The 23,679-nt window shown below is 60.6% G+C and carries 26 protein-coding genes and 1 pseudogene; 17 read left to right on the forward strand and 10 right to left on the reverse strand.

Going from position 1 to position 23,679, the window contains the following annotated elements:
• The first annotated feature begins 13 nt into the window (after positions 1-13).
• The 15 genes and pseudogenes from HBN79_RS01165 (at position 14) to HBN79_RS01235 (ending at position 14,300) form a co-directional block, all read left to right on the forward strand.
• Positions 14-747: pseudogene (locus HBN79_RS01165) on the forward strand (glycosyltransferase family 2 protein).
• Positions 744-1,682 (forward strand): glycosyl transferase, encoded by a 939-nt coding sequence (locus HBN79_RS01170; RefSeq protein WP_095000880.1) that lies wholly within the window; start codon positions 744-746, stop codon positions 1,680-1,682. Before HBN79_RS01165 ends, HBN79_RS01170 begins: the two are co-directional and overlap by 4 nt.
• Positions 1,663-3,207 carry an aromatic amino acid ammonia-lyase gene (locus HBN79_RS01175; protein WP_095000879.1) on the forward strand — a complete coding sequence of 515 codons (1,545 nt, stop codon included), beginning with the start codon at positions 1,663-1,665 and terminating at the stop codon, positions 3,205-3,207. The genes HBN79_RS01170 and HBN79_RS01175 overlap by 20 nt, the downstream gene beginning before the upstream one ends.
• Entirely contained in the window at positions 3,200-3,625 is a 426-nt protein-coding gene (locus HBN79_RS01180; protein ID WP_095000878.1) for an acyl-CoA thioesterase, read from the forward strand. The genes HBN79_RS01175 and HBN79_RS01180 overlap by 8 nt, the downstream gene beginning before the upstream one ends.
• On the forward strand, positions 3,622-4,272 hold the full coding sequence (locus HBN79_RS01185) for an outer membrane lipoprotein carrier protein LolA (protein WP_254925233.1): 651 nt from the start codon (positions 3,622-3,624) through the stop codon (positions 4,270-4,272). The genes HBN79_RS01180 and HBN79_RS01185 overlap by 4 nt, the downstream gene beginning before the upstream one ends.
• A complete protein-coding gene (locus tag HBN79_RS01190; protein WP_095025235.1) occupies positions 4,262-6,577 on the forward strand; it encodes a hypothetical protein in 2,316 nt (771 codons plus the stop codon). Before HBN79_RS01185 ends, HBN79_RS01190 begins: the two co-directional genes overlap by 11 nt.
• On the forward strand, positions 6,571-7,734 hold the full coding sequence (locus tag HBN79_RS01195) for a sodium:proton antiporter (RefSeq protein WP_169916147.1): 1,164 nt from the start codon (positions 6,571-6,573) through the stop codon (positions 7,732-7,734). Before HBN79_RS01190 ends, HBN79_RS01195 begins: the two co-directional genes overlap by 7 nt.
• On the forward strand, positions 7,722-8,969 hold the full coding sequence (locus HBN79_RS01200) for an NAD(P)/FAD-dependent oxidoreductase (protein ID WP_130872290.1): 1,248 nt from the start codon (positions 7,722-7,724) through the stop codon (positions 8,967-8,969). Before HBN79_RS01195 ends, HBN79_RS01200 begins: the two co-directional genes overlap by 13 nt.
• On the forward strand, positions 8,966-9,721 hold the full coding sequence (locus tag HBN79_RS01205) for a class I SAM-dependent methyltransferase (protein WP_169916148.1): 756 nt from the start codon (positions 8,966-8,968) through the stop codon (positions 9,719-9,721). The genes HBN79_RS01200 and HBN79_RS01205 overlap by 4 nt, the downstream gene beginning before the upstream one ends.
• Before the next feature lie 5 nt (positions 9,722-9,726).
• A complete protein-coding gene (locus HBN79_RS01210) occupies positions 9,727-10,245 on the forward strand; it encodes a DUF3261 domain-containing protein (protein ID WP_165446537.1) in 519 nt (172 codons plus the stop codon).
• Positions 10,242-11,429, forward strand: coding sequence for a beta-ketoacyl-[acyl-carrier-protein] synthase family protein (locus HBN79_RS01215; RefSeq protein ID WP_095000872.1), 1,188 nt, complete (start codon positions 10,242-10,244; stop codon positions 11,427-11,429). Before HBN79_RS01210 ends, HBN79_RS01215 begins: the two co-directional genes overlap by 4 nt.
• Positions 11,426-11,893 (forward strand): hotdog family protein, encoded by a 468-nt coding sequence (locus HBN79_RS01220; protein WP_095025232.1) that lies wholly within the window; start codon positions 11,426-11,428, stop codon positions 11,891-11,893. Before HBN79_RS01215 ends, HBN79_RS01220 begins: the two co-directional genes overlap by 4 nt.
• Positions 11,886-12,614, forward strand: a complete 729-nt coding sequence (gene fabG / locus HBN79_RS01225; RefSeq protein ID WP_095000870.1) for a 3-oxoacyl-ACP reductase FabG — start codon at positions 11,886-11,888, stop codon at positions 12,612-12,614. Before HBN79_RS01220 ends, fabG begins: the two co-directional genes overlap by 8 nt.
• Complete coding sequence (locus tag HBN79_RS01230) at positions 12,614-13,840, forward strand: beta-ketoacyl-ACP synthase (RefSeq protein WP_095000869.1); 1,227 nt, start codon at positions 12,614-12,616, stop codon at positions 13,838-13,840. The genes fabG and HBN79_RS01230 overlap by 1 nt, the downstream gene beginning before the upstream one ends.
• Positions 13,841-13,859: 19 nt before the next feature.
• Positions 13,860-14,300, forward strand: a complete 441-nt coding sequence (locus tag HBN79_RS01235; RefSeq protein ID WP_095000868.1) for a hypothetical protein — start codon at positions 13,860-13,862, stop codon at positions 14,298-14,300.
• A 599-nt stretch (positions 14,301-14,899) separates the two neighbouring features.
• On the opposite strand, the gene HBN79_RS01240 is transcribed toward HBN79_RS01235, so the two are convergent.
• Positions 14,900-15,238, reverse strand: coding sequence for a YceK/YidQ family lipoprotein (locus HBN79_RS01240; RefSeq protein WP_095000867.1), 339 nt, complete (start codon positions 15,236-15,238; stop codon positions 14,900-14,902).
• Between the two features lie 441 nt (positions 15,239-15,679).
• Here HBN79_RS01240 and HBN79_RS01245 point away from each other — a divergent pair, with 441 nt between their 5' ends.
• Positions 15,680-15,859: a hypothetical protein gene (locus HBN79_RS01245; protein ID WP_095017718.1), complete on the forward strand. Its 180-nt coding sequence runs from the start codon at positions 15,680-15,682 to the stop codon at positions 15,857-15,859.
• Positions 15,860-15,901: 42 nt separating this feature from the next.
• On the opposite strand, the gene HBN79_RS01250 is transcribed toward HBN79_RS01245, so the two are convergent.
• Entirely contained in the window at positions 15,902-16,804 is a 903-nt protein-coding gene (locus tag HBN79_RS01250) for a LysR family transcriptional regulator (protein WP_095000866.1), read from the reverse strand.
• A gap of 119 nt (positions 16,805-16,923) precedes the next feature.
• Between HBN79_RS01250 and HBN79_RS01255 the strand changes: the two genes are divergently transcribed.
• Complete coding sequence (locus HBN79_RS01255) at positions 16,924-18,204, forward strand: MFS transporter (protein ID WP_095000865.1); 1,281 nt, start codon at positions 16,924-16,926, stop codon at positions 18,202-18,204.
• Positions 18,205-18,234: 30 nt separating this feature from the next.
• Here HBN79_RS01255 and gspM read toward each other — a convergent pair whose 3' ends face one another.
• Genes gspM through gspF form a run of 8 tightly spaced genes read right to left on the reverse strand, consistent with a single transcriptional unit; the run spans position 18,235 to position 23,678 of the window.
• Positions 18,235-18,684, reverse strand: coding sequence for a type II secretion system protein GspM (gene gspM, locus HBN79_RS01260; protein ID WP_095020166.1), 450 nt, complete (start codon positions 18,682-18,684; stop codon positions 18,235-18,237).
• Positions 18,681-19,772: a type II secretion system protein GspL gene (gspL, locus tag HBN79_RS01265; protein ID WP_095017719.1), complete on the reverse strand. Its 1,092-nt coding sequence runs from the start codon at positions 19,770-19,772 to the stop codon at positions 18,681-18,683. The genes gspM and gspL overlap by 4 nt, the downstream gene beginning before the upstream one ends.
• Entirely contained in the window at positions 19,769-20,626 is an 858-nt protein-coding gene (locus HBN79_RS01270; protein WP_095017720.1) for a type II secretion system protein GspK, read from the reverse strand. The genes gspL and HBN79_RS01270 overlap by 4 nt, the downstream gene beginning before the upstream one ends.
• Positions 20,626-21,180: a type II secretion system protein GspJ gene (locus HBN79_RS01275; protein WP_095031381.1), complete on the reverse strand. Its 555-nt coding sequence runs from the start codon at positions 21,178-21,180 to the stop codon at positions 20,626-20,628. Before HBN79_RS01275 ends, HBN79_RS01270 begins: the two co-directional genes overlap by 1 nt.
• Positions 21,173-21,541, reverse strand: coding sequence for a type II secretion system minor pseudopilin GspI (gene gspI, locus HBN79_RS01280; RefSeq protein WP_095020164.1), 369 nt, complete (start codon positions 21,539-21,541; stop codon positions 21,173-21,175). Before gspI ends, HBN79_RS01275 begins: the two co-directional genes overlap by 8 nt.
• A complete protein-coding gene (gene gspH / locus HBN79_RS01285) occupies positions 21,531-22,019 on the reverse strand; it encodes a type II secretion system minor pseudopilin GspH (protein ID WP_095000860.1) in 489 nt (162 codons plus the stop codon). The genes gspI and gspH overlap by 11 nt, the downstream gene beginning before the upstream one ends.
• Before the next feature lie 3 nt (positions 22,020-22,022).
• On the reverse strand, positions 22,023-22,463 hold the full coding sequence (gspG, locus tag HBN79_RS01290) for a type II secretion system major pseudopilin GspG (protein WP_095031382.1): 441 nt from the start codon (positions 22,461-22,463) through the stop codon (positions 22,023-22,025).
• Positions 22,464-22,466: 3 nt separating this feature from the next.
• The gene (gene gspF / locus HBN79_RS01295; RefSeq protein WP_095025222.1) at positions 22,467-23,678 is read right to left on the reverse strand and encodes a type II secretion system inner membrane protein GspF; all 1,212 of its coding nucleotides are present in this window, start codon (positions 23,676-23,678) and stop codon (positions 22,467-22,469) included.
• Between the last annotated feature and the right edge of the window lies 1 nt (position 23,679).

Consider the following 23,679-nt stretch of genomic DNA (forward strand, 5'->3'; position numbering starts at 1 on the left):
CAGTAATAGTCCCGTGCATAACCCCTGCGCCGTGATCCCGGTGTACAACCACGAAACCGCCGTGCCTGGCGTGGTCGCGGCCCTGCGCGCCGCCGGTTTGCCCTGTGTGCTGGTCGACGACGCCAGCAGCCCCGCTTGCGCCGCTGTTCTTGGTGAGCTTGCCCGTGGCGAAAACATCTTCCTCATTCGTCTGGCCGTCAATCAGGGCAAAGGCGGCGCAGTCATGGCCGGTCTTCGTGAAGCCATGCAACTGGGCTTTACCCATGCCCTGCAAGTGGATGCAGATGGCCAGCACGATCTGCGCAACGTCGCTACTTTCATGCGGGTTTCACAGCAAAACCCTGCAGCGCTGGTCTGCGGTTACCCACAATACGATGCCAGCGTGCCCAAGGGCCGCCTGTATGCGCGTTACCTGACCCATGTGTGGGTGTGGATCAACAGCCTTTCATTGCAGATTCCCGACTCGATGTGCGGTTTCGGGTCTACCCGCTGGCGCCGACCCTCGCACTGATCAACTCGGTAACGCTGGGCAAGCGCATGGATTTCGACCCCGAGATCCTGGTTCGCCTGGCGTGGCGCAACCAGCCGATGTGCTGGCTGCCGACCCAGGTCCACTACCCGCAGGACGGTCTCTCGCACTTTCGCCTGTTCCATGACAATGCGCTGATTTCGAGCATGCACACCAAGCTGTTTTTCGGCATGTTGATACGCTTGCCGGGCATCCTCTGGAGGCGCTGCAAAGCATGAATGAACCTCAACAGCATTGGGCTGCCCACAAAGAGCGCGGCAGTTTCCGGCTGATGAAGCTCACCGCCCTGGGCGTCAGGTTGCTGGGCCGACGTGTGCTCAGCCCGGTGCTTTACGCCATTGTGCTGTACTTCTTTGTGTTCGGCGGCCGCGCACGACGCAGCATCTGGCAATACCAGCAGCGCCTGGCCGACTGGAGCGAGCAAAGCGAGTTGCGCCCTACTCGCTGGCGGGTATTCGGGCAGTTCATGGCGTTTGCCGACGCCCTGCTCGACAAGCTCGATGTATGGAATGGCCGTCTCAAGATCGAAGACATCGAAATCGTTGACCCCGCGCTGCTGCGCAATCAACTGCGCGGCGAACGCGGGCAGATGCTGGTAGGCGCCCACTTGGGGAACCTTGAAGTCTGCCGTGCGCTCGCCGAACTGGGCGAGCAGGTGACCATGAATGTGCTGGTTCACACCCGGCATGCCGAACACTTCAACCGCCTGCTGGGCGAAGCCGGGGCCAGCCATTTACGGTTGATTCAGGTCAGTGAACTCAACCCGGCGGTGATGCTGCAACTCAACCAGCGCCTGGAAAACGGCGAATGGCTGGCCATCGCCGGTGACCGCGTACCACTCAATGGCGGGCGCCATATAGAGGTCGGTTTCCTCGGCTATACGGCAGCATTCCCCCAAGGCCCGTGGTTGCTGGCAGGACTGCTCAAATGCCCGGTCAATCTGATGTTCTGCCTCAAACACAAAGGCCGTTATCGAGTCATCCTCGAACCCTTTGCCCGCGAAGTGGTGTGGCGACGCAATAACCGCGAGCAGGTGATCGACGACTGGGCCACGCTCTACGCCGACCGCCTGGGCTACTACTGCCTGCAGGCACCGCAACAATGGTTCAACTTTTACCCTTTCTGGAAGACCGATGACGACGCATCCGCATGAGCCAGTAACCTTCGGCCAAACCCCGTTGCGCATTGAAGACGTGCTGGCCCTGGCCAATCGTCAGGCGCCAACGCGGCTGCAGGACGACCCCGACTACCGCGAGCGCATCGCCAAGGGCGCGCGCTTTCTCGACTCGCTGCTGGACAAGGAAGGCGTGATCTATGGCGTAACCACCGGCTACGGCGACTCCTGCGTGGTTGCGGTGCCGCTGGAGCACGTCGAAGCCTTGCCCCGCCACCTCTATACCTTCCACGGTTGCGGCCTGGGCAAATTGCTCGATGCACAAGCCACCCGCGCGGTGCTTGCGGCACGCTTGCAGTCGCTGTGCCACGGCGTGTCGGGGGTACGCATTGAGTTGCTGGAGCGGTTGCAGGCCTTTATTGCCCACGACATCCTGCCACTGATCCCCGAAGAAGGCTCGGTGGGGGCCAGTGGCGACCTGACGCCACTGTCTTACGTGGCCGCAACCCTGTCGGGCGAACGCGAAGTCCTGTTCAAGGGCGAGCGCCGCCTTGCAGCAGATGTGCACCGGGAACTGGGCTGGACACCGCTGATACTTCGGCCCAAGGAAGCGCTGGCACTGATGAACGGTACCGCCGTGATGACCGGCCTCGCCTGCCTGGCCTATGCCCGCGCCGACTACCTGCTCAAACTGGCCACGCGCATCACCGCCCTCAACGTGGTGGCGCTGCAAGGCAACCCCGAGCACTTTGACGAACGCCTGTTTGCCACCAAGCCGCACCCGGGACAAATGCAGGTCGCTGCCTGGATCCGTCAGGACCTCGCCATCGATGCCCCCACCGCACCGTTGCATCGCCTGCAAGACCGCTACTCGCTGCGTTGCGCGCCCCATGTGCTGGGCGTGCTGGCAGACAGCCTGAGCTGGCTACGCGGGTTTATCGAGACCGAACTCAACAGCGCCAACGACAACCCGATCATTGACGCCGAAGAGGAGCGCGTACTGCACGGCGGGCACTTCTACGGCGGCCATATCGCCTTTGCGATGGACAGCCTCAAGACCTTGGTGGCCAACGTCGCCGACCTGCTCGACCGCCAGCTCGCCCTGTTGGTGGACGTGCGCTACAACCACGGCCTGCCGAGCAACCTGTCGGGCGCCAGCGCAGAACGGGCAATGCTCAACCACGGCTTTAAAGCGGTGCAGATAGGTACCAGCGCCTGGACTGCCGAGGCATTGAAAAACACCATGCCGGCCAGCGTCTTCTCACGCTCCACGGAATGCCATAACCAGGACAAGGTGAGCATGGGCACCATCGCCGCTCGTGATGCGATCCGCGTACTGGAGTTGACCGAGCAGGTGGCAGCGGCCACCTTGCTGGCTGCCCATCAGGGCGTTTGGCTGCGCAGCCGTGCCGAAGACGCTCGCCCGTTGCCGCCGGCGCTGGCGCAGATGCATGCCGAACTGGCCAAGGATTTTGCCCCCGTGGTTGAAGACCGCGCCCTGGAAGCCGAACTGCGTTTGTGCCTGAGCCGCATCGCCCAACAACACTGGAGGCTGCATGCGTAGTAAAGGGGTTTTTCACGTTGATACCGAAGTGTTGGTGCCGTTTTTCGACATCGATACCATGCACGTGGTGTGGCACGGGCATTACGTCAAATACCTCGAAGTGGCGCGCTGTGCGCTGCTTGACCATATCGGTCACAACTACACGCAGATGCTCGAAGCGGGTTATGCGTGGCCGGTGATCGACATGCAGTTGCGTTATGTCCGCGGCGCCACGTTCGGCCAGCGGATCAACGTGCGCGCCAGCCTGGTGGAATGGGAGAACCGCCTGAAGATTAATTATCTGATTAGCGATGCGGTCACGGGTGAGCGTTTGACTAGGGCAGTTACAGTGCAGGTGGCGGTTGAAATTGAGAGCCGGGAGATGCAATTGGCCTCGCCTGGGTGTTTTGTGCGGGCTGTAGAGCGGGTGCTGTCATGAATGGATCAAAAGCCCCTCACCCTAGCCCTCTCCCTCTGGGAGAGGGCAAAGGCCGCACCCGTCTCTCATTGCTGTTCGCCGCCTTGCTGTTCACCCCACTGGCCCACGCCTTCGACCTGCAACAACTGAGCGAACAACTGGCCAAGCCCCAGGTGATCCACGGTGATTTCATCCAGGAAAAACACCTGCGCGCGCTGCCCAAGCCACTCACCAGCACCGGCACATTTGTCCTGGCCAAGGACCACGGCCTGCTCTGGCAACTGAAAACCCCGCTGCAACAGGATTACCGCATCAACGCCCAGGGCATCGCCCGACGCGACGGCACGCAATGGCAGATGCTCCCGGGCAAAAGCGCGGGCGCCGAGCAGAACCGTTTGTTCCTCGCTGTTTTGCAAGGCGACAGCAGCGGCCTGCAACGTGATTTCGACCTGCAATTACAAGGCGAACCCAGCCGCTGGGCGCTGACGCTGACACCACGTTCACTGCTGCTCAAGCAAGTGTTCACCCGGATCAATATTGAAGGCGGCGAGCTGGTGCAACGTATCGAACTGCAAGAAGCCCAAGGTGACAGCACGCTGCTAAAAATGCCAAACAGCGTCGGCAATCAACCCTTGAGCAACGCGGAGCAAAACGACTTTGCGCAGTGAGCGCTGGCTGCCACGGGCCTTTCTAGTTCTGTTGCTGGCCGTGATGGCACTGGCTGGCTGGCAGTGGCGCCACGGTGCGCCGCTGTCGGCCAACCTGATGGAGCTGGTGCCGGGCGACACACCGGATGCGCTGGAGCTCAGCGCCGAACAGCGCATGCAAGAGCCCCTGAACCGCGAAATGCTGGTGCTGGTCGCCAGTGCAGACCGTCAGCAGGCGATCGCCAGCGCTCAACAATTGGGCGAGCAATGGCAAGCCAGCGGCCTGTTTGAAAAGGTCCAGTGGGACCTGCAAGCCGACCTCCCGGCCCTGCGCGAGCAACTGCTGCGCGGGCGTCTGGCGATGCTCTCGAACGCCGACCGTACCCAGTTGATCGAACACCCCGAGGCCTTTATCCAGCAGCGGGTGCAGGCGTTGTTCGACCCCTTTACCGGCTTTAGCCTGGTGCCCAGCCAGGATGACTGGCTGGGCCTGACCGGTCGCATTCAAAACAGCCAGCCGCAACGCGGTGCGGTGCAACTGGACATTGGCAGCGGCGCCCTGATTGCCGATGCCGACGGCAAAAGCTGGGTGCTGTTGCGCGCCCGTACGCAAGGCAATGCATTCGATATGAAGCTGCCTCTGCGGGTCGCCGAACTGCTCGAACAGAGCCGTGAGCAGGTCGCTAAAAACGATGTGCAATTACTCGCCGCCAGCGGCCTGCTGTATGCCGCCAGCGGGCAACAACAAGCCAGCCGGGAAATCACCTGGGTCGGCGGTGGTGCAACGGTGGGTATTCTGCTGCTGTTGCTGCTGGCCTTCCGGCGCTGGCGCGTGCTGCTGGCCTTCGTTCCAGTGCTGGTGGGCATGCTGTTTGGCGCCGTGGCCTGTGTCGCGTGGTTTGGCAGCATGCACGTGATGACACTGGTGCTGGGCTCCAGCCTGATCGGCGTGGCGGTGGATTACCCCCTGCATTACCTGTCCAAAAGCTGGAGCCTGAAACCCTGGCGCAGCTGGCCCGCCTTGCGCCTGACCTTGCCCGGTCTGAGCCTGAGCCTGGCCACCAGTTGCATCGGTTATCTGGCGCTGGCTTTCACGCCCTTCCCGGCGTTGACACAAATCGCCCTTTTTTCCGCGGCCGGGTTGATCGGCGCTTACTTGAGTGCGGTGTGCCTGCTGCCGGCGCTGCTCAAAGGCGTCGAGTTGCGTCCTGCGCAATGGCCACTGAACATTGCGCAAAGTCTGCTTGATGCACGCGCAGCACTGCTGAAAAAAGTCCCGACAGCTGCGCTGCTGGCACTGCTGCTGACCTTTTGTGCCGCCGGCTTGTGGCAGCTCACCAGCAAAAACGACATCCGCCAATGGGTCGGCGCCCCGCCACAGTTGATGAACGAAGCCCAGGCCATTGCGCGCATCACCGGCTATCAGCCAACCAGCCAGTTCTTTCTGGTACGCGCCGACAACGAACAGCAATTACTGGAGCGCCAGAGCAGCCTGAGCCAGCGCCTGGAACAGTTGATCGGCAGCGGCAAGTTGCAAGGCTTTCTGGCCCTCAACCAACTGGTCAGCCAGCCCGGCGAGCAACAACGATTGCGCGCTGCCCTCAGCGCGCTGCCTCAACACTGGCAGCCGCTGCTGGCGCTGGGCGTACCCGAAAGCGCCTTGCAAACCGAGCTGGCGCAGTTGCAAGCCTTGCCCGATCAGTCAATCGACGATGCGCTGGCAGGCCCGTTGGCCGAACCATGGCGAGCACTATGGCTGGGCAAAAATACCGACGGCGTCGCCGCGATGGTCAGCCTGCAAGGTTTAAATGATGCCAGCCTGTTGCGTGCGCAAACGCAGGACTTGCCCGGTGTGAAACTGGTGGATCGCCTGGGGGACTTGAACAAAGTGTTTGCGGCCACACAAATCAGCGCTGCTGAGTTGAAGCTGTTGTCATGCGCGCTGATCGTCGTGCTATTGATCGCTCCGTTCGGCTTTGGCGGAGCATTGCGCATCGTTGCGCTGCCGCTCCTCGCCGCCCTGTGCAGCCTCGCCAGCCTTGGCTGGCTGGGCCAGCCGCTAACCTTGTTCAGCCTGTTCGGCTTATTGCTGGTCACCGCCATCAGCGTCGACTACGCGATCCTGATGCGCGAGCAAATCGGTGGTGCGGCCGTCAGCTTGCTGGGCACCTTGCTGGCCGCCCTGACCACATGGCTGTCGTTTGGCTTGCTGGCGGTGTCGAGTACACCGGCGGTGAGCAATTTCGGCTTGTCGGTGAGCCTGGGGCTGGCGTTCAGCTTTATCCTCGCCCCCTGGGCGGGCAAGCAGGAGCATAAGCCGTGTTGACGGGTCTGTTCTGGCTGCTGGCGTTAGTCCTGTTTGCGCTGGCCACTCACGTGGGTCGGCGCTTTCGCATGATCCCGATTGTCAGCCAGTTGTTGCTGGCGTCCATCGGTTTGCCGTTGCTGATGCTGTTCTGGATCGAGCCGCACTGGCAGCTCAACGGTGCGCAACTGGTGGCGCCGGTCTGGCTCAAAAGCCTTTACAGCCTGAGCTTCGCCCTGTTGCTGGGGACCATTTTGAGCGACGTGATTGATCTGCGACTGGACCGCCAGAGCCTGAAAATCGCCCTGCCCAGCTTTGCCGTGCCCTTCGTCAGCGGGCTCGCCTGCGCCGTCTGGCTGTTGCCCGAGCAACCCTGGCTGAATTCGCTGGCCGTGGGGCTGGTGTTTGCCATCACTGCCATCCCGGTGCTGTACCTGTACCTGCGCCATATCGACTACCCGCCTGCTGCCTCCCGTCGCCTGGTGCAAAGCGCAATTGTGATCGACCTGACCTGTTGGAGCCTGTTCGGCCTGGCCCAGGGCAGCCTGAACCTGAGCAGTGTATTACTGCCGCTGGCCGGGGCTTTATTGCCGCTGCTGATGCGCGGCCTGCGCATTCGTCAGCCGCTGTGCTACAGCCTGAGTTTTTTCGCACTGTTGGTGGTGGCCGAACATTACCGCCTCAATGCGTTGATATTTGGCGTCGGCTATCTGGTCTGCATGGCATGGCTCAAGGTACCGCTGGTGATGCCGTTAAAGGCCGTGTGGCTTGAGCGCATGCAGACCACGCTGGCGATCCCGCTGATTCTGACGTTCGGCATTGTGCAGATTGATGTACACAGCGCCCTGGGCCAGATAAGCCCGCTGCAACTGGCGGTCCTGTTGCTTCTGCCGATGGCCAGCAAACTGCTGGGCAACTGGCTCGGACTGAGCTGGGCCACGCCCTCGTTTGCAGGCGCCAGCCGATGGCGTGAAAGCCTGCTGCTGAACATTCGCGGGTTGAGTGAGATCGTATTCCTCAACTTGCTGCTGCAACAACAGCTGATCAGTCCCGCGTTGTACTTCGCGTTGATACTGATGAGCCTCATCGCCACGCTGCTGCCGGCGCTGGCGGGTATGAGCCCCCCCCCCTTGAAGTCTGCCGTGGTACCCGGCAAGGAGCGCCTGTGTCAGGAATAGAAATGGAACGTCGTCAGGTTGTAGTCATCGGTGCAGGACCGTCCGGCGCCATTGCCTCGGCCCTACTTAAACGCAAGGGCCACGATGTGCTGGTTATCGAGCGCCAGCACTTCCCGCGCTTTTCGATTGGCGAAAGCCTGCTTTCGCACTGCATCGACTTCATCGAAGAAGCGGGCATGCTGGACGCGGTGCAGGCCGCCGGCTTCCAGCTGAAAAACGGTGCTGCCTTCGCCTGGGGCGAGCAATACAGCGCCTTCGATTTTGGTGACACATTCAGTAACGGCAAACCCACCACCTTTCAGGTGCAACGCGCGGACTTCGACAAACTGCTGGCCGATCAAGCCGCGCTGCAAGGTGTCGAAATCCGTTATGGCGAAACCGTGATCAGCACGGATATCGAGCGTGCCAAACCGCTCCTGCACATTGAGCGCGAAGACACCAGCCGCTATCAGGTTGAAGCTGACTTCATTCTCGACGCCAGCGGCTACGGCCGCGTATTGCCGCGCTTGCTCGACCTTGAAGCACCGTCGAACTTTCCGCTGCGTCAGGCGGTGTTTACCCACGTGGAAGACCGTATCGATTACGAAGGTTTTGATCGCAACAAAATCCTTATTACCACCCACCCGACCCAGCGCGACATCTGGTTCTGGAGCATCCCGTTCAGCAATGGCCGCACGTCGGTGGGCGTGGTGGCGGCAGCCGGGCATTTCGAAGGCCGCAGTGAAAACCTCGACACCTGCCTGCGTAGTTTTATCGATGAAACCCCCAGCCTGCAACGGGTGCTGGCCAATGCCGTATGGGACACTCCGGCCCGTACCCTGGGCGGTTACTCGGCCAACGTCAAAACCCTGCACGGCCCAGGTTTTGCACTGTTGGGCAACGCTGCCGAGTTCCTCGACCCGGTGTTCTCCTCGGGCGTAACCATCGCCATGCGTTCAGCGAGCATGGCGGCGGGCGTGCTGCACCGTCAGTTGCAAGGCGAGGCGGTGGACTGGCAAAGCGAGTTTGCCGAACCGCTCAAGCGCGGGGTCGACACCTTCCGTTGCTATGTTGAAGGCTGGTACGCCGGCACCTTCCAGGACGTGATCTACCACCCCGGCAGCCAGCCGCATATTCGCCGCATGATCAGCTCGATCCTGGCCGGTTATGCCTGGGACGAAAGCAACCCCTTTGTCAGCGAGTCCAGGCGCCGTTTGCGCATGCTGTCGGATATCTGCGCCACGGAGCCCGCATGAAACCTCTGAGCGATACCTACGTTGAAGAAACCCGCCTGGGGTTCTGGTTCTTGCGCAGCCACACCTGGCAGCACCATGTACTGCGGGTGGCCATCAATGACCTGCGCAGCCTGTTCAGTGATGAACTGCCAACCGCGCCGGTGATCCTCGATGCCGGTTGCGGCCAGGGCAAATCGTTCCAGTACCTGGACAAAACCTTCGCACCGAAGCGCCTGATCGGCCTCGATGCTGATCCCCTGAGCCTGCACTTGAGCGCCGAAGAAGCCCGGCGTCAGGGCATCGACATTGAGCTGATCGGCAGCGATTGCGCTGAGCTGAAGGTGGCCGATGACAGCATCGACATCCTGTTCTGTCACCAGACTTTTCATCACCTGGTGCAACAGGACCGGGCATTGGCCGAGTTCTACCGGGTGCTCAAGCCCGGTGGTTACTTGCTGTTTGCCGAGTCCACCGAAGCCTATATCGATACCTGGGTGATCCGCTGGCTGTTCCGTCACCCCATGCATGTGCAAAAAAGCGCAGCGCAATACCTGGAGATGATCCGTGACCAGGGCTTTGAATTTGAGCCACAGAATATCTCCTATCCTTACCTGGGGTGGAGTCGCTCCAAAGACTTCGGCCTGTTGGAGCGGGTTGGCTTGCTAAAGCCAAAACCGGTGGGCCAGCGTGATGAAACCCTGGTCAACGTGGTGGCGCGCAAACCCCAATCCCCTGTGGGAGCGGGTTTACTCGCGACAGGATCGCTGCTGTGAATCAGATGAACCGAGTTGCCTGCATCGCGAGCAAGCCCGCTCCCACACGGATAATGTTTGTGTGGTTAGTGATGTGCATGCTGCTCAGTAGCTGCACCAGCTTGCCGCTGCCCAGGAAAACGCCAACCCTGGCCCTGCCCATGCAATTGCATATCCAGCGCGAACAGGCCGAACAACGGCAAGACTGGTTGCTGGTGATCCAGCAGCAAGGACCTGCCCTACGCTGGTCGCTGATGGACCCCCTGGGTATTCCGCTGGCGCGCCAATTACTGCAAGACGGCACCTGGCAGGCTGACGGTCTGTTGCCGCCCAACCCCGAGGCCCGCGAACTCTTCGCCGCGCTATTGTTTGCACTGACACCGGCAACTGAGCTGGCGGACAATTATCCACAAGCAAAAACTGCGGCTGACTTGCGAGTTATTGAACAGCGCTGGCAAGTGCACTACCAGCAACCCGAGGCATTTCGCATCGATATGAAGGGCGATCTGCATTACACAATCAGCCCGCTGGAGGCCGCCCCATGACTGCTTACCTCAACGCACTGGGCGTGGTCTGCTCTCTGGGCCGAGGCCCCGCCGAAGTGGCGAGCAAACTGTTTGCCGGTGACTGCTCGGGCATGCAGCGGCAAAGCGGCTGGGTGCCTGAACGCTCGCCGACCATCGGCGCGGTAAGCGGCGAACTGGCAGCGATCCCCGCTGGGCTCGAACAGCAAAACAGCCGCAACAACCGACTGTTGCTCGAAGCCGCATTGCAAATACAGGGCGATATTGAGCAAGCAATCGCTACTTTCGGCCGCGATCGTATTGCCATCGTGCTGGGCACCAGTACCTCGGGCATTGATGAAGCCAGTCAGGGCATTGCCCATTACCTGCAGCATCAGCAGTTCCCCGCTGATTACAGCTATCAGCAACAAGAGCTGAGTGCACCGGCCACGTTCCTGGCCGACTGGCTGAACATCAGCGGGCCGGCCTATGTGATCTCCACCGCCTGTACCTCCAGCGCCCGGGCGCTGATGAGCGCCCAGCGGTTGCTGGACATGAACCTGTGCGACGTAGTGCTGTGCGGCGGTGTCGACACGCTATGCAAATTGACGCTCAACGGTTTTTCGGCGCTGGAAGCGGTGGCGGATGAGCGCTGCAACCCGTTTTCGGTCAACCGTCGAGGCATCAATATCGGCGAAGCGGCAGCGCTGTTCTTGATGAGCAGGCACCCCGCCAACGGCCACACCATCGCTCTGCTCGGCGCAGGCGCCAGCAGTGACGCGCACCATATTTCCGCCCCGGAGCCCAGCGGCCGCGGCGCCGTACAAGCCATGCACAAAGCCTTGGGCCGCGCGGGTTTACAGCCCGCTCAGATCGGTTACCTGAACTTGCATGGCACCGCCACCCAGCACAACGATGCGATGGAAAGCCACGCCGTGTCGCAGGTGTTCGCCAACGGTGTGCCGTGTTCGTCGACCAAACCCATGACCGGCCATACCCTGGGTGCGGCTGGCGCGCTGGAAGCTGCCTTCTGCTGGCTGAGCCTGAGCCACGGTGGAGCTTTGGCGCCCCATGTCTGGGACGGCCAAGGCGACCCGGCGCTGCCGGCGCTAAACTGGGTTACCCCCGGCCAGACCCTCGCACCCGCCCCACAGCGCTGCCTGATGAGCAATTCGTTTGCCTTCGGCGGCAATAACGTCAGCCTGATTATCGGAGAGGCCCCATGATTGACTGGCCACTCGCCGAACTGCTGCCCCACGCTGGCGACATGATCCTGATCGATCAGGTCCTGGCGTTTGATGAAGAGCAGATTGAAACCCGCCTGATCGTAAAAGCCGGCGGCCTGTTCAACCGCGAAGACGGTAGCCTGCCCGCCTGGGCAGGCATTGAGTTGATGGCGCAAAGCGTCGCGGCCTACGCCGGTTGTCGCGCCCGCTTGCAGGGCCGCCCCGTGGCGCTGGGCTTTTTGTTGGGCACACGTAAATTTGAATGTAACGTCGAACATTTCCCGCTCGGCGCCCCGCTGCATATCCACGCCCTGCGCTCACTGGAAGACGACAACGGCATGGGCGTATTCGAGTGTCACCTCACCGGCCCCGGTATCCATGCCAGCGCCCGCCTGAACGTGTTCCGTCCGCCCCAGGCTGACACCTACCTTGCTCAAACACCCCGGGAGACCCGCCATGACTGAGTCCATTCTGGTCACAGGTTCCAGCCGTGGCATTGGCCGCGCCATCGCCTTGCGCCTGGCCCAAGCCGGCTTCGATCTGGTCCTGCATTGCCGTAGCGGCCGCAGCGAAGCCGATGCCGTCATGGCCGAAGTACACGCCTTGGGTCGCAGTGCCCGGGTGTTGCAATTCGACGTATCGGATCGCACCCAATGCAAAGCCATCCTGGAAGCCGACGTTGAAACCCACGGCGCCTACTACGGCGTAGTGCTCAATGCCGGCCTGACTCGCGACGGCGCCTTTCCAGCGCTGAGCGAAGACGATTGGGACGTGGTGATGCGCACCAACCTCGACGGCTTTTACAACGTGCTGCATCCGGTGATGATGCCGATGATCCGCCGCCGCGCAGCCGGGCGTATCGTCTGCATTACTTCGGTCTCGGGCCTGATCGGCAACCGCGGGCAAGTCAATTACAGCGCCTCCAAGGCCGGTTTGATCGGCGCCGCCAAGGCTCTGGCCATCGAGCTGGGCAAACGCAAAATCACCGTCAACTGCGTCGCGCCGGGGCTGATCGACACCGCCATGCTTGACGAAAACGTACCGGTAGACGAACTGATGAAAATGATCCCCGCCCAACGCATGGGCACCCCCGAAGAAGTCGCGGGGGCGGTCAACTTTTTGATGTCGGCCGAAGCGGGCTATATCACCCGCCAGGTGCTGGCCGTCAACGGAGGGTTGTGCTGATGAAACGCGTCGTTGTCACCGGCATGGCCGGTATCACCTCGCTGGGCAGTGACTGGGCCAGTATCGAAGCCAACTTTGTGGTCGGGCGCAGCGGTATCCGGCGCATGGACGAGTGGGACCGGTTCGCTGAACTTAACACCCGACTGGCCGGCCCCATTGATGACTTTGTGGTGCCCGCCCACTGGACCCGCAAGCAACTGCGCAGCATGGGCCGCGTGTCGCGGCTGGCCGTCGGCGCTGCAGAGCAGGCCCTGCAGGACGCCGGCCTGCTCGACAACCCGATCATTCGCGACGGGCGCATGGGCGTAGCCTGCGGCTCGTCCACCGGCAGCACCGACGAGATCATGGCGTTCGGCAATATGCTGCTCAACTCGGTGGCAGACGGCCTCAATGCCAACAGCTACGTACGGATGATGCCGCACACCACAGCGGCCAATATCAGCATCTTCTTTGGCCTGACCGGGCGCCTGATCCCGACCTCCAGTGCCTGCACCAGCGGCAGCCAGGGGATCGGCTATGCCTACGAGGCCATCAAGTTCGGCCGCCTGCCGCTGATGCTCGCCGGCGGCGCCGAAGAACTGTGCCCCACCGAAGCGATGGTGTTTGACGCGCTGTACGCCACCAGCCTGAAAAACGACGCCCCGCACACCAGCCCACGCCCCTACGACAGTGGTCGTGACGGCCTGGTGATCGGCGAAGGCAGCGGCATGCTGGTACTCGAAGAGCTGGAACACGCACTGGCCCGTGGCGCCCATATCCACGCAGAAATCGTCGGCTTTGGCAGCAATGCCGACGGCCAGCACACCACCCGCCCGGAAGTCGGCACCATGCGCCGGGCGATGGAACTGGCACTGGAAGATGCCGGTATTGGCGCGGATGCCATCGGCTATGTAAACGGCCACGGCACCGCCACCGAACAGGGTGATATTGCCGAGACACTGGCCACCAGCGAGTTGTTCGGCAAACACATGCCCATCAGTTCGCAGAAGAGCTTTTTTGGCCATACCCTGGGCGCCTGTGGGGCGCTGGAATCCTGGTTCAGCATCGAAATGATGAACCGCGACCGCTACGTTCCCACGCTTAACCTCGATAAAGTCGACCCGCGCTGCGGCGAACTGGATTACCTGCGTGACGAGTTCCGGGTGATGCACAACGACTACGTGATGAACAACAACTTTGCCTTTGGCGGGGTCAACACATCGTTGATCTTCCGTCGCTGGGCCTGATACCTGTGGAACCCATGCAATGACTTACCTGCTGCGCATTACCTTGATTGCCCTGGCCCTGCTGACCACCGTGTCCTGCACCAGCAAACCCGTGTTCACCCCCGACCGCACATTACATGCCTCGATCAACAGCGACCGTGCGCAAATGCAACAGGCCATCGTCAAGGCCCTGGTCGGGCGCGGCTGGACAGTGCAAAAAATCACCCCGCAACTGGTGCAGGCGCAGATCACCGTGCGCGGGCAATACCACGCTGAAATCGACATTCCGTACAGCGCCGATCACTACCGGATCCAGTACCGCGACAGCAGCGGCCTGGACTACAAGGACGGCAAGATTCACAAGAATTACATTCGCTGGGTGCGCCTGCTGGATCGCGATATCGTGCGCGACCTCAAGGACAATCAGAACGAACGCACGGCCAAACAGCTGTCTGAAGCGGCGCGGGTAAAACCGTTGTAAGCATCAGAAACGACAAAGGCGCCTTTCGGCGCCTTATTCACAAACAGACTGGCTTGTCATAGCACTGTGTCTGTCCGGCTCTGTAATGGCTGGTTTCCCAGGATTCTCAGAGTCTCACAAGCCCCTTGCGGGTACGAATGGACTATTACTCGCGCTAAGCGTTCAGGCAACCAGCATGACGCCCGCTTATCGTTTCTGGCCGCTCTTTTACAAGCTCAAAGCGCAGCGGACAGCCGATGTTTACGAATAACCACGATGGCCCTGACCTTGATCATTCCGGCACTTCATAGCCTCTGAAATCACAAATAAGTACGCTGCCTTCTTTCGGTTGATATTGAAGTGACATTGACTGGACCCGTGCTTAAAGAAGCGATTTTGCGCAGCATTACTTTCAAGTTTCCAAGCGTGTTTTATAACTGCGCGTTTCGCAATTCTCGGCCAAACCGCAGCCCCTGCGGGCCATATCTCTTTCATTCGCAGGACATAACCTGCAAAGCCTGAACCGCGATGTAGCGCTGGCGATGGTGCATCTGATCCATCAGGCTAAAACGTCTGTGGAGAAGTGACTGGCCCGGTAATACACGCGCCCAAAGCTACAACTATCGGGCGAGAGTGATACTTCCTTCGGTGCTTTGGCGATAAATCGTGTAGGGCAGCACCACCGTGTCAGCAATGGCGGAAGGCACGAAATCCAGAAGCCTGAGTGGTAGCAAGGCAGACGCTGCAATATCTTGTGAAACAGTAGGGGATGGCCCGTGCAGAATACACAGACCGTATGACACGCCACTGTAAACCCGGGGCACGGAATCACAGTAGGTTTTCCACTCTTTAAGATTACGACGCGTTACTTCATCACCACGCAATACCGTATTGGTCGTTCCACAACCGCTGAGTGCTAAGCATAAGCCAGCGAGCACTGCGTAACCTTTATGGGCCATGATCAAATCTCGATGTCAGGGGTTAATAACCTAACGACAAACGTGCACAAAAGGCGATCACCTCCCGGCATCGATTTGTTAAGAGATTTTTCGCCAAGAGGGAATCTTGCGCGCCAACATTTACCGGGCAGCGACGTCCGAGGGTCATATCTCTTTCATACGCAGGACGCTTCCTAGAGAATCCTTGGGTCTTGCGCCTGTCTCTTTCGATCGCTAGCCTCCGGTACGTCATCCCCCATGTTTGACCGGGCGTGCAAGTCCGATTGAGATTTGAGTATCACCGCCAGAAACTCTGCTTTATGGCGGCTGTACGTGGGAGGTCTTCGGATCTGCCGGGTTTTGCTCCTATCTACCGGTCTTGCACACCCGCGTACAGCTGCCACCCTCTTTGTGTGCAAGCAAATGGTGACAGCTTCCAATTCGTATAGATGGAGACTCACCATGACTACACACGATCACGAACAAACCCTCGAACACACCGATGAACTGCTGCGCTGCGCCATCGCCACGGCCTATGCGTCGGCCGATAACCTGCAAGGCCTGAACCGCGATGTGGCGCTGGCGGTGGTGCATCTGATCCATCAGATCAAAGCGTCTGTGGATAAGTTGCTGGCTCGCTGATCAGCCCTGCCCTCACCCCAAACCTCTCCCTCCGGGAGAGGGCTAGGGTGAGGGGTGCACCATCTTGCGCGTCAGCAACTGCGCAAACGCGGTCGCCATCGGTGATGAGTGACCCTTGCGCTGCACCAGCCACACCGCCGTATTGGCATCGGTATCCAGCAACGGCCGATAGACCACACCCTTGATACGCATATGCTGGAACGACGCCGGCAGCACCGACACCCCCAACCCCGCCGACACCAGCCCGATAATGGTCATGGCCTCCCCCGCCTCCTGGGAGATATGCGGGCTGAACCCCGCCACCCGCGCCAGGCTGAGCAATTGCGCGTACAAGCCGCTGCCATAGCTGCGCGGGAAGAATACAAAGGGTTCGTCCGCCAATGCCGCCAGTTGCAAACCATCCTCGCTGCCTTCGGCCAGCGGGTGATCGGCGCGAATCACAGCCACCAGCGGCTCGCGAAACAGTTCCACGACATGCAACGAATCCGGCAACGCCAGCGGCCGCATGATCCCGACTTCGATGGACTCATCCACCAGCCCCTCGGCCACTTCGCGGCTGCTCATTTCCTTGAGGTCCAGATGCACCGCCGGGAACGCCTGGCGAAAGGCAAAAATGGCCTGGGGGATACTGGAGTTGAACGGCGCCGACGAGGTAAAGCCAATTTTCAATTCACCCAGCTCACCCAACTGCGCCCGCCGGGCCACGTCGGCGGCTTTGTCGACCTGGGCCAACACCCGCCGCGCCTCCTCCAGAAACAAGCGTCCGGCTTCGCTCAGGGCAACCCGACGATTGGTTCGCTCGAACAGCCGTGCCCCCAATTCCTGCTCAAGCGCCTGAATTTGCTGGCTTAGCGGTGGCTGGGAAATGCCCAGCACCTGCGCCGCCCGACCAAAGTGAAGCTCTTCGGCCACGGCAATGAAGTAGCGCAAATGGCGCAGTTCCATACAACCTCCATTAAGTCGTAAAACCTATTAAACAGGTCGAATTATATATTGGAAAGAATCGTTAGCCGCCTATATTCTTTTGTCATTGCCGTTCGGCTTTACCCCTATTTGAGGTCCCCGTGAAAACTGCCGCTGCACCCCTGGCCCACGAAATCCCGCCGTCCGCGCTGGATGATGTTGTTACCCAACTGAATGATGTATTTATCGAGAAAGGCACGCCGATGTTTATGCGCACGGTGCTGGCCCTGTTCTCGGGTGGGTTCGCAACCTTTGCCCTGTTGTATTGCGTGCAGCCGATGATGCCGGTGCTATCCCATGAGTACGGGATCAATGCCGCTCAAAGCAGTCTGATTCTGTCCGTGGCCACGGCGATGCTAGCCATTGGCCTGCTGATTACCGGGCCCATTTCCGATGCCTTCGGGCGCAAGCCCGTGATGGTGTTTGCGTTGTTTAGTGCCGCGCTGTTTACCCTCCTCAGTGCCCTGATGCCGACCTGGGAAGGTGTACTGATTACACGGGCGCTGGTAGGGCTGTCTCTTAGCGGGCTGGCTGCGGTAGCCATGACCTATCTGAGTGAAGAAATCCACCCGCAGCACATCGGCCTGGCCATGGGCCTGTATATCGGTGGCAACGCCATTGGCGGCATGAGCGGTCGTCTGATCAGCGGTGTATTGATCGACTTTGTCAGTTGGCACACCGCGATGTTGGTGATTGGCGCGCTGGCGCTGGTGGCCGCGGTGGTGTTCGTGAAAATCCTCCCCGAATCGCGCAACTTCCGCCCGCGCTCGATGAATCCGCGCAGCCTGCTCGACGGTTTCACCATGCATTTTCGCGATGCCGGGCTGCCCTGGCTGTTTCTCGAAGCGTTCCTGCTGATGGGGAGTTTTGTCACCCTGTTCAACTACATCGGCTACCGCCTGCTGGCCGAGCCGTACAATATGAACCAGGCACTGGTAGGCTTGCTGTCGATCGTCTATCTGTCGGGTATCTACAGCTCGGCACAGATTGGCGCACTGGCCGACAAACTGGGCCGTCGTCGCGTACTGTGGGCGGTGATTGTGCTGATGCTGGCCGGGATCGCGCTGACCCTACTCACGCCCATTGCGTTTGTGATTATCGGCATGCTGATGTTCACCTTCGGCTTCTTCGGCGCGCATTCGGTGGCCAGCAGCTGGATCGGCCGCCGGGCAAGCAAGGCCAAGGGGCAGGCGTCATCGCTGTACCTGTTCAGTTACTACGCCGGGTCGAGCGTAGCTGGCACCCTGGGGGGTGTGTTCTGGCATCTGGCGGGCTGGAACGGCATCGGCTTGTTTATCTCCAGCATGCTGGTGGTTGCCCTGCTGGTAGCGCTGCATCTGGCCCGGCTGCCAGTGCTGCCGGGAAACGCAAAGAACACGTAACTCCCTGCACCTGCGGCTACAGGCACTACCTCAATTCGGGTTGTTGATCTGTAGCCGTGCCTGGAGGCTGGTACCACGTTTTTCCAGACTCAGGCTTTCGAAGCCTGCACCCTCCAGTTCAATGCGATTGAGCCAGCCCAGCACCGCAACCGCATCCCCGTTCAGGGAGATGCGTACAACACCGCCATCCATTTCAAACTGCTCAACGCTCAACCCGGAGTCTGCGGCACTGTCGCTCAAACGCGAGACCAAGGGCTGTTCAGCACCCCTGGCGATGGATCCGGGGCGTGCCTGCCGGACTTCACCTTCGAGTGCCAGCTGCTTGAGGTATAGCGCCCGGGCCGCATCCAGACGTTGTTGAGCCGGTAACCACAGCCCGTAGACGCTGAACACAATCAGTAGAAATACCGCCAGCACACCGCACAACTGGCGGTCTCGAGGCGGCAGGTGCAACCAGCGCTCACGCACAAACGTCTTCATGATTCATCCCTGAGGGTCAGCATGGCCTGCACCCGACTGCCCTGCTGGCTCGCATTGCCCAGCGTAATCGGCAGTGCGCTTTGCACGCCTCGCTCGCGTAATTGCTCAAGCTGGGCAAAGCTGCCGACCGTGAGGTTCAATACCCAACCGATGCTTGCCCGCCACTCCATATGCTGCACTTCAACACTGCTGGCGCCAATCACCTGCTCGGTCAGTTGAAGCAACCGTGCCATATGCCCTCCTTGTGCACCCGTGGCGCGCTGCTGCATTGCCTTGAGTTGTGCGGACAGGTCCACAATACGGGTTTGCGCCGGGTACAGGGTTTTGAACCGCTCCTCGCTCATGACATAAATCCGCGCCGCTTCCCCCTCCAGAAAACTGCTGCGCAGGTGGGTAAACCCCAAGGCCAGCGTGAACATCAGCAGTGCCATTACCCTGAGTCGCCGCCACGGCCAACCCCGCACCTGACGCCGAAACTCACCTTGGAGCAAGTTGATTGCATCTTCCGGGAGTGCGTCCCAGTCAATTTTTCGCGCCGTCAATGCGGTGGGCAAACCGGATTTAACCAACTCCAGCCCCACCAGGGAGACGGCCAGCCGGAATTCAAGCGTCCCGCCAACCAACCAGCGCCCACACCACCATTGCATACATGCTTGATCGCGTGGCAACAGATCCGCATCCACCTGCGCGCTGACGATAGTCAAACCGCGCTCATGGAGCTGGCACAGCAAGGTTCTAAATCGCTGTTTGTGAGTGATCAGCAAGGGATAACGCTGCTGCGTATCCACCGGCCCGACGGCGAAGTGCAGTTCGTCCAGATCATCGGCCAGTTGATCTTCGACGGCAAAAGCCAGGGCCTGTGCGGTGGGCCTACGCTTGCCCGGCCAGGGTTCGGTCAGCACCCAGCTGCACATTTCCATGGGCAGGACCAGTGCGACGTTCCGGCCTTTCAGCCCGGCTGCAGCTTCGCTCAATGAGGTTTCTGTCGGCGACTGAGCATCGTGCCAGACGAATACAGGGGCGTTGTCATAATCAATCTCGACACTGTGGGCAAAACCCTTGGCGGTGAGGTAAAGCCAGCTGTTCATACAAAGGGCTCGCGGTGTCGGGGAGCTAAAAGGCGTCGCTGCAACAAGTGCCATTCGCCGGTATGAGGATCGCGGACCACATCGCTTTCAAGCCGCAAGCGACTTTGCCCAAGGCGCACATCGGTGGTGATCCGAAACCAGCGACTGCTGATGCCCAGACCCGCAGCCTGAACACCCAACCCGATCAGCGCCGGGGTGAACGTGAAATCCTGAACACTGGCATAGCCTTGCAGCGGCCGGGTAGTCACCAGCGCGCGCGCCAGCTCAGGCGTCACGCCTTCCAGCGTCGCAAGGAGAGTGGCAGGCGCAGTGTTTATGTTCAGTACGGCATCCTTGCCCAACAGCACGATCCACGGCTGCATACGCATGTACCACTGGCTGTCGACACCGGGCAGCACACGCAACTGGCTGATATCACTCAAACTCTGGCCCTGCAGTACGCTGGCATCCAGCGGGGTCAATTCAAGCAGGGTTTGCAGGCGCATCCAGCGTTGCTCCATCACATCGCTGGCGGGACCTTTGGCCAATAAGGGGCTGATGTTGAATCGCCCGGCGAGGTCTTCAATTACCACGTCGATTTGTCCATCGTCGATGCGCAACTGTGGCTGGCTGCTGGCCCAGGCCTGGCCAGAAGCAACGGCGACCATTGGGTCGCGGATCAGGGTACGCAAGTGTTCACGGGCCCAGGTCTCGCCCGCAAATGCCAGGGTGCGCAGTTGCAACTGGTGGATCTGCTGGGCACTGCTGTTCAGGGCCAGACGATGGCTGCGCAACATGCCGGCGGTGATCAACAACGCCAGGCTCATCACCAGCAACACGGTGATCAGGGCGATCCCTCGCTGGTTGCGGCGCATCACGTGCCCCCCGGCAATAACAGCACACGGCGCACACCGTCGAAGCGACCCACCGACAGGTTTAACTCCAGGGCGTGCTGCGCAGTTTTGGGGGCAGAAGCACCTGCACTGTGCCAACCCGTCTTGCGATTGAACAACCGCCAGCGCACCTCGCGCACATCGCCAAGCAGTTTTTGTTGTTGCAGTTGCGCGCCCTCCTCCAGCCCGCGGCTAAAGCGCCAGAGCACACCGTCCTTGAGCTGGTAACTGACATCCTGCACCTCACTGCGCGGCAGGCCCAACGGGTTGCGCCAGTTGACGCGGCGCACTTCGAGTTTATCGGGGTACAGCACGACACCCGGGCTTTGGGCTGAACTCTGGGCCTGCAAAACATCGCGTTCGATCATCGCCACCGCCCTCTGCAAGCTGCGCAGGGCCTGCTGTTGTGCCGTGCTGCTGCGCTCGACACGTACAACTGCGTCAAAGAGTCGCCAGCAGCCAAGGCCCAGCAAGGCGAAAATGGCAATGGCAATCACCAGTTCGAGCAGGGTAAAGCCGGCCTGGGGCTTATTCATGGCTGAACGCCAGCCAGTGGGTCACAGACTGTATCGCATGCTCGCTGCCCGCCGGGCTGACACTCAACTCTACCCGCAGCAGGCCTGTACCGGGCTCGGCCGTGATGCGTCGACTCAGGCGCCAGTCACGCCGGGCATAGGTCACATTGAGGGTTTGTAGCCCCAAGGCCGGAGGAGCAGTTTGCAGCTGCATTTCATTGAGGTGGTTGTCCGCCAGCCATGCGCCCAACAACCTTGCCTCGACCCTCGCACTCTGGCCCAGCACATACTGGCAGGCAGACATGACCGCCGCCGCCAGGATGGCAAAGATGGCGAGCGCAATCATGACCTCCAGCAGGGTGAAACCTTTATCAGCCTTCATGGGATGCCTGCGCCACAACAACCAGCGCGTCGCCAAGGCCGTCGCTGACGATACTTCGCCAGCGCCGGGGCGGACTGTCGACGTGCAGACTGAAAGCGGTGTTTTCATCGCTGCTCAACCACATTAACTGCGGTGCTTCTGCCATAGGTATAAGGGGCTGCGAGCGCCCCTCCACAGTCAGGGCAAGGGCCAGTCCGTAAGGCAACTTCACCCGGGCATCAGCCGGCTTCCAGGCATCACGTTCAAAGCGCATCACCTGATAGGCCCCGGGCTCAAGCCGCAGGCCATATTCCCGGCCATCCAGAACCGCTTTCTCGCGTAAACCGTGCATAACGCCCAACAGGACATCGGCTTCCTGTCGAGCGTTGCGGCTGTTGTTGTCACCCAGACTGATACGCACCATTGAAGCGAGCACACCCACCAGCACAATGACCACCAGCAACTCGATCAGGGTAAAGCCCGACGCCCGCCTGCGCATGGCTCAGTAGCTCCAGTTGCCGATGTCTGCCGCACTCCCTTCACCGCCGGGTACGCCGTCTGAACCCAAGGAAAACAGATCGTAATCTGTCGAACGGGTACCCGGGCTCAGGTATTGATAAGGCGTGCCCCACGGATCCAGTGGCAGCCGCTTGAGGTACCCCTGCGGGTTCCAGTTTTTTACCACCGGGCTGCCGGCCGGGTGCTTGCTCAAAGCCTCAAGGCCCTGCTGGGTCGAGGGGTAGCTGAAGGTGTCGAGGCGATACATTTCAAGGGCTGTGGCAATGGCCTGAATATCAGTGCGCGCAGCGGTCACCTTGGCCTGATCCGGGCGGTTCATAAACTGAGGCACGACAATGGCACCGAGCACACCAATGATGACTACCACAACCATGATTTCAATCAGGGTGAAGCCCCGTTGATTGGGTTTTGAAGTACTGTTCATAGGTCAATTCACCAGTTGATTGAGGCCAAGAATCGGCAAGAGAATGGCCATGACGATCAGCAGCACCACGCCACCCATCAGCACCAGCATGATCGGTTCAAACAGGCTCACTACCAGGGCGATACGGGCGGCGAGGTTTTTTTCCTGTTGCTCGGCGGCCCGCGCCAGCATGCTGTCCAGCTCGCCGGCACGTTCGCCACTGGCAATCAGATGCAGCATCATGGGCGGGATATCACCACTGCGCTCCAGCCCTCGAGCCAGAGTGCCGCCTTCGCGGACTGAGCGGGCAACGTCGAGCATGCGTTGGCGTATGGCCAGGTTACTGATGACCGTGGCCGAAATTTCCAGGGCATCCACCAGTGGTACGGCACTTTTGCCCAATATCGCCAGGGTGCTGGCGAACCGTGCTGCTTCCATTGCCCTCAGCACCCCGCCCACCAGCACAAGGTTGAGCAACAGCACATGCCAGCGCAGCTTCAGCCGCGGCTGACGCAGTGCCCAACGGGTCGCGCCGCAGGCAACCAGCAGCACGATAAAAAGCAACGCGCCATGACTGCGCAGACCATTGCTGATGGCGATCATGGCTTGTGTCAAAACAGGTAATGGCTGGCCACTGTTGATGAAGATCTTGACCACGTCGGGTACAACGTAGCCGAGCAGGAAACCGACAATCGAGAACGAAGCAACCAGCAAGATCAGGGGATAGACCAACGCCAGCTGGATTTTCTGGCGCGAGGCCTGACGGGCTTCGGTGTAGTCGGCCAATTGCTCCAGGACGAGCCCCAGGTGCCCGCTGCGCTCGCCTGCAGCGACCGTGGCCCGGAACAGTTCGGGGAAAGCGCGGGGGAACACCGCCAACGTGGTGGCCAAGGCATGACCTTCCAGCACCCGGCTGCGCACAGCCGCCAGTAAATGGCTAACCCGACGCTTTTCACTTTGAGCCGTGACGGCGCTCAAGGCTTCTTCGAGGGGCAGGCCGGCATGGATCAGAGTGGCTAATTGACGGGTGAGCAGCGCCAGATCCGTGCCCCCCAGACGGGTGCCGGACTGCGCATGGCTGTCCTTCTGCCGATTTTTTCTGGCCTCACCCAGATGGCTCAGGCGCAGGCCCCGCTCACGTAAAAGCTGGCGAGCATGGCGGGCACTGTCAGCCTCTTGAAGCCCCCGGCAATTGCGCCCGTTGGCGTCCTGCGCGCGATACTCAAAAGCAGGCATG

Source organism: Pseudomonas sp. WS 5051, assembly GCF_012985715.1.
GTDB lineage: Bacteria > Pseudomonadota > Gammaproteobacteria > Pseudomonadales > Pseudomonadaceae > Aquipseudomonas > Aquipseudomonas bubulae.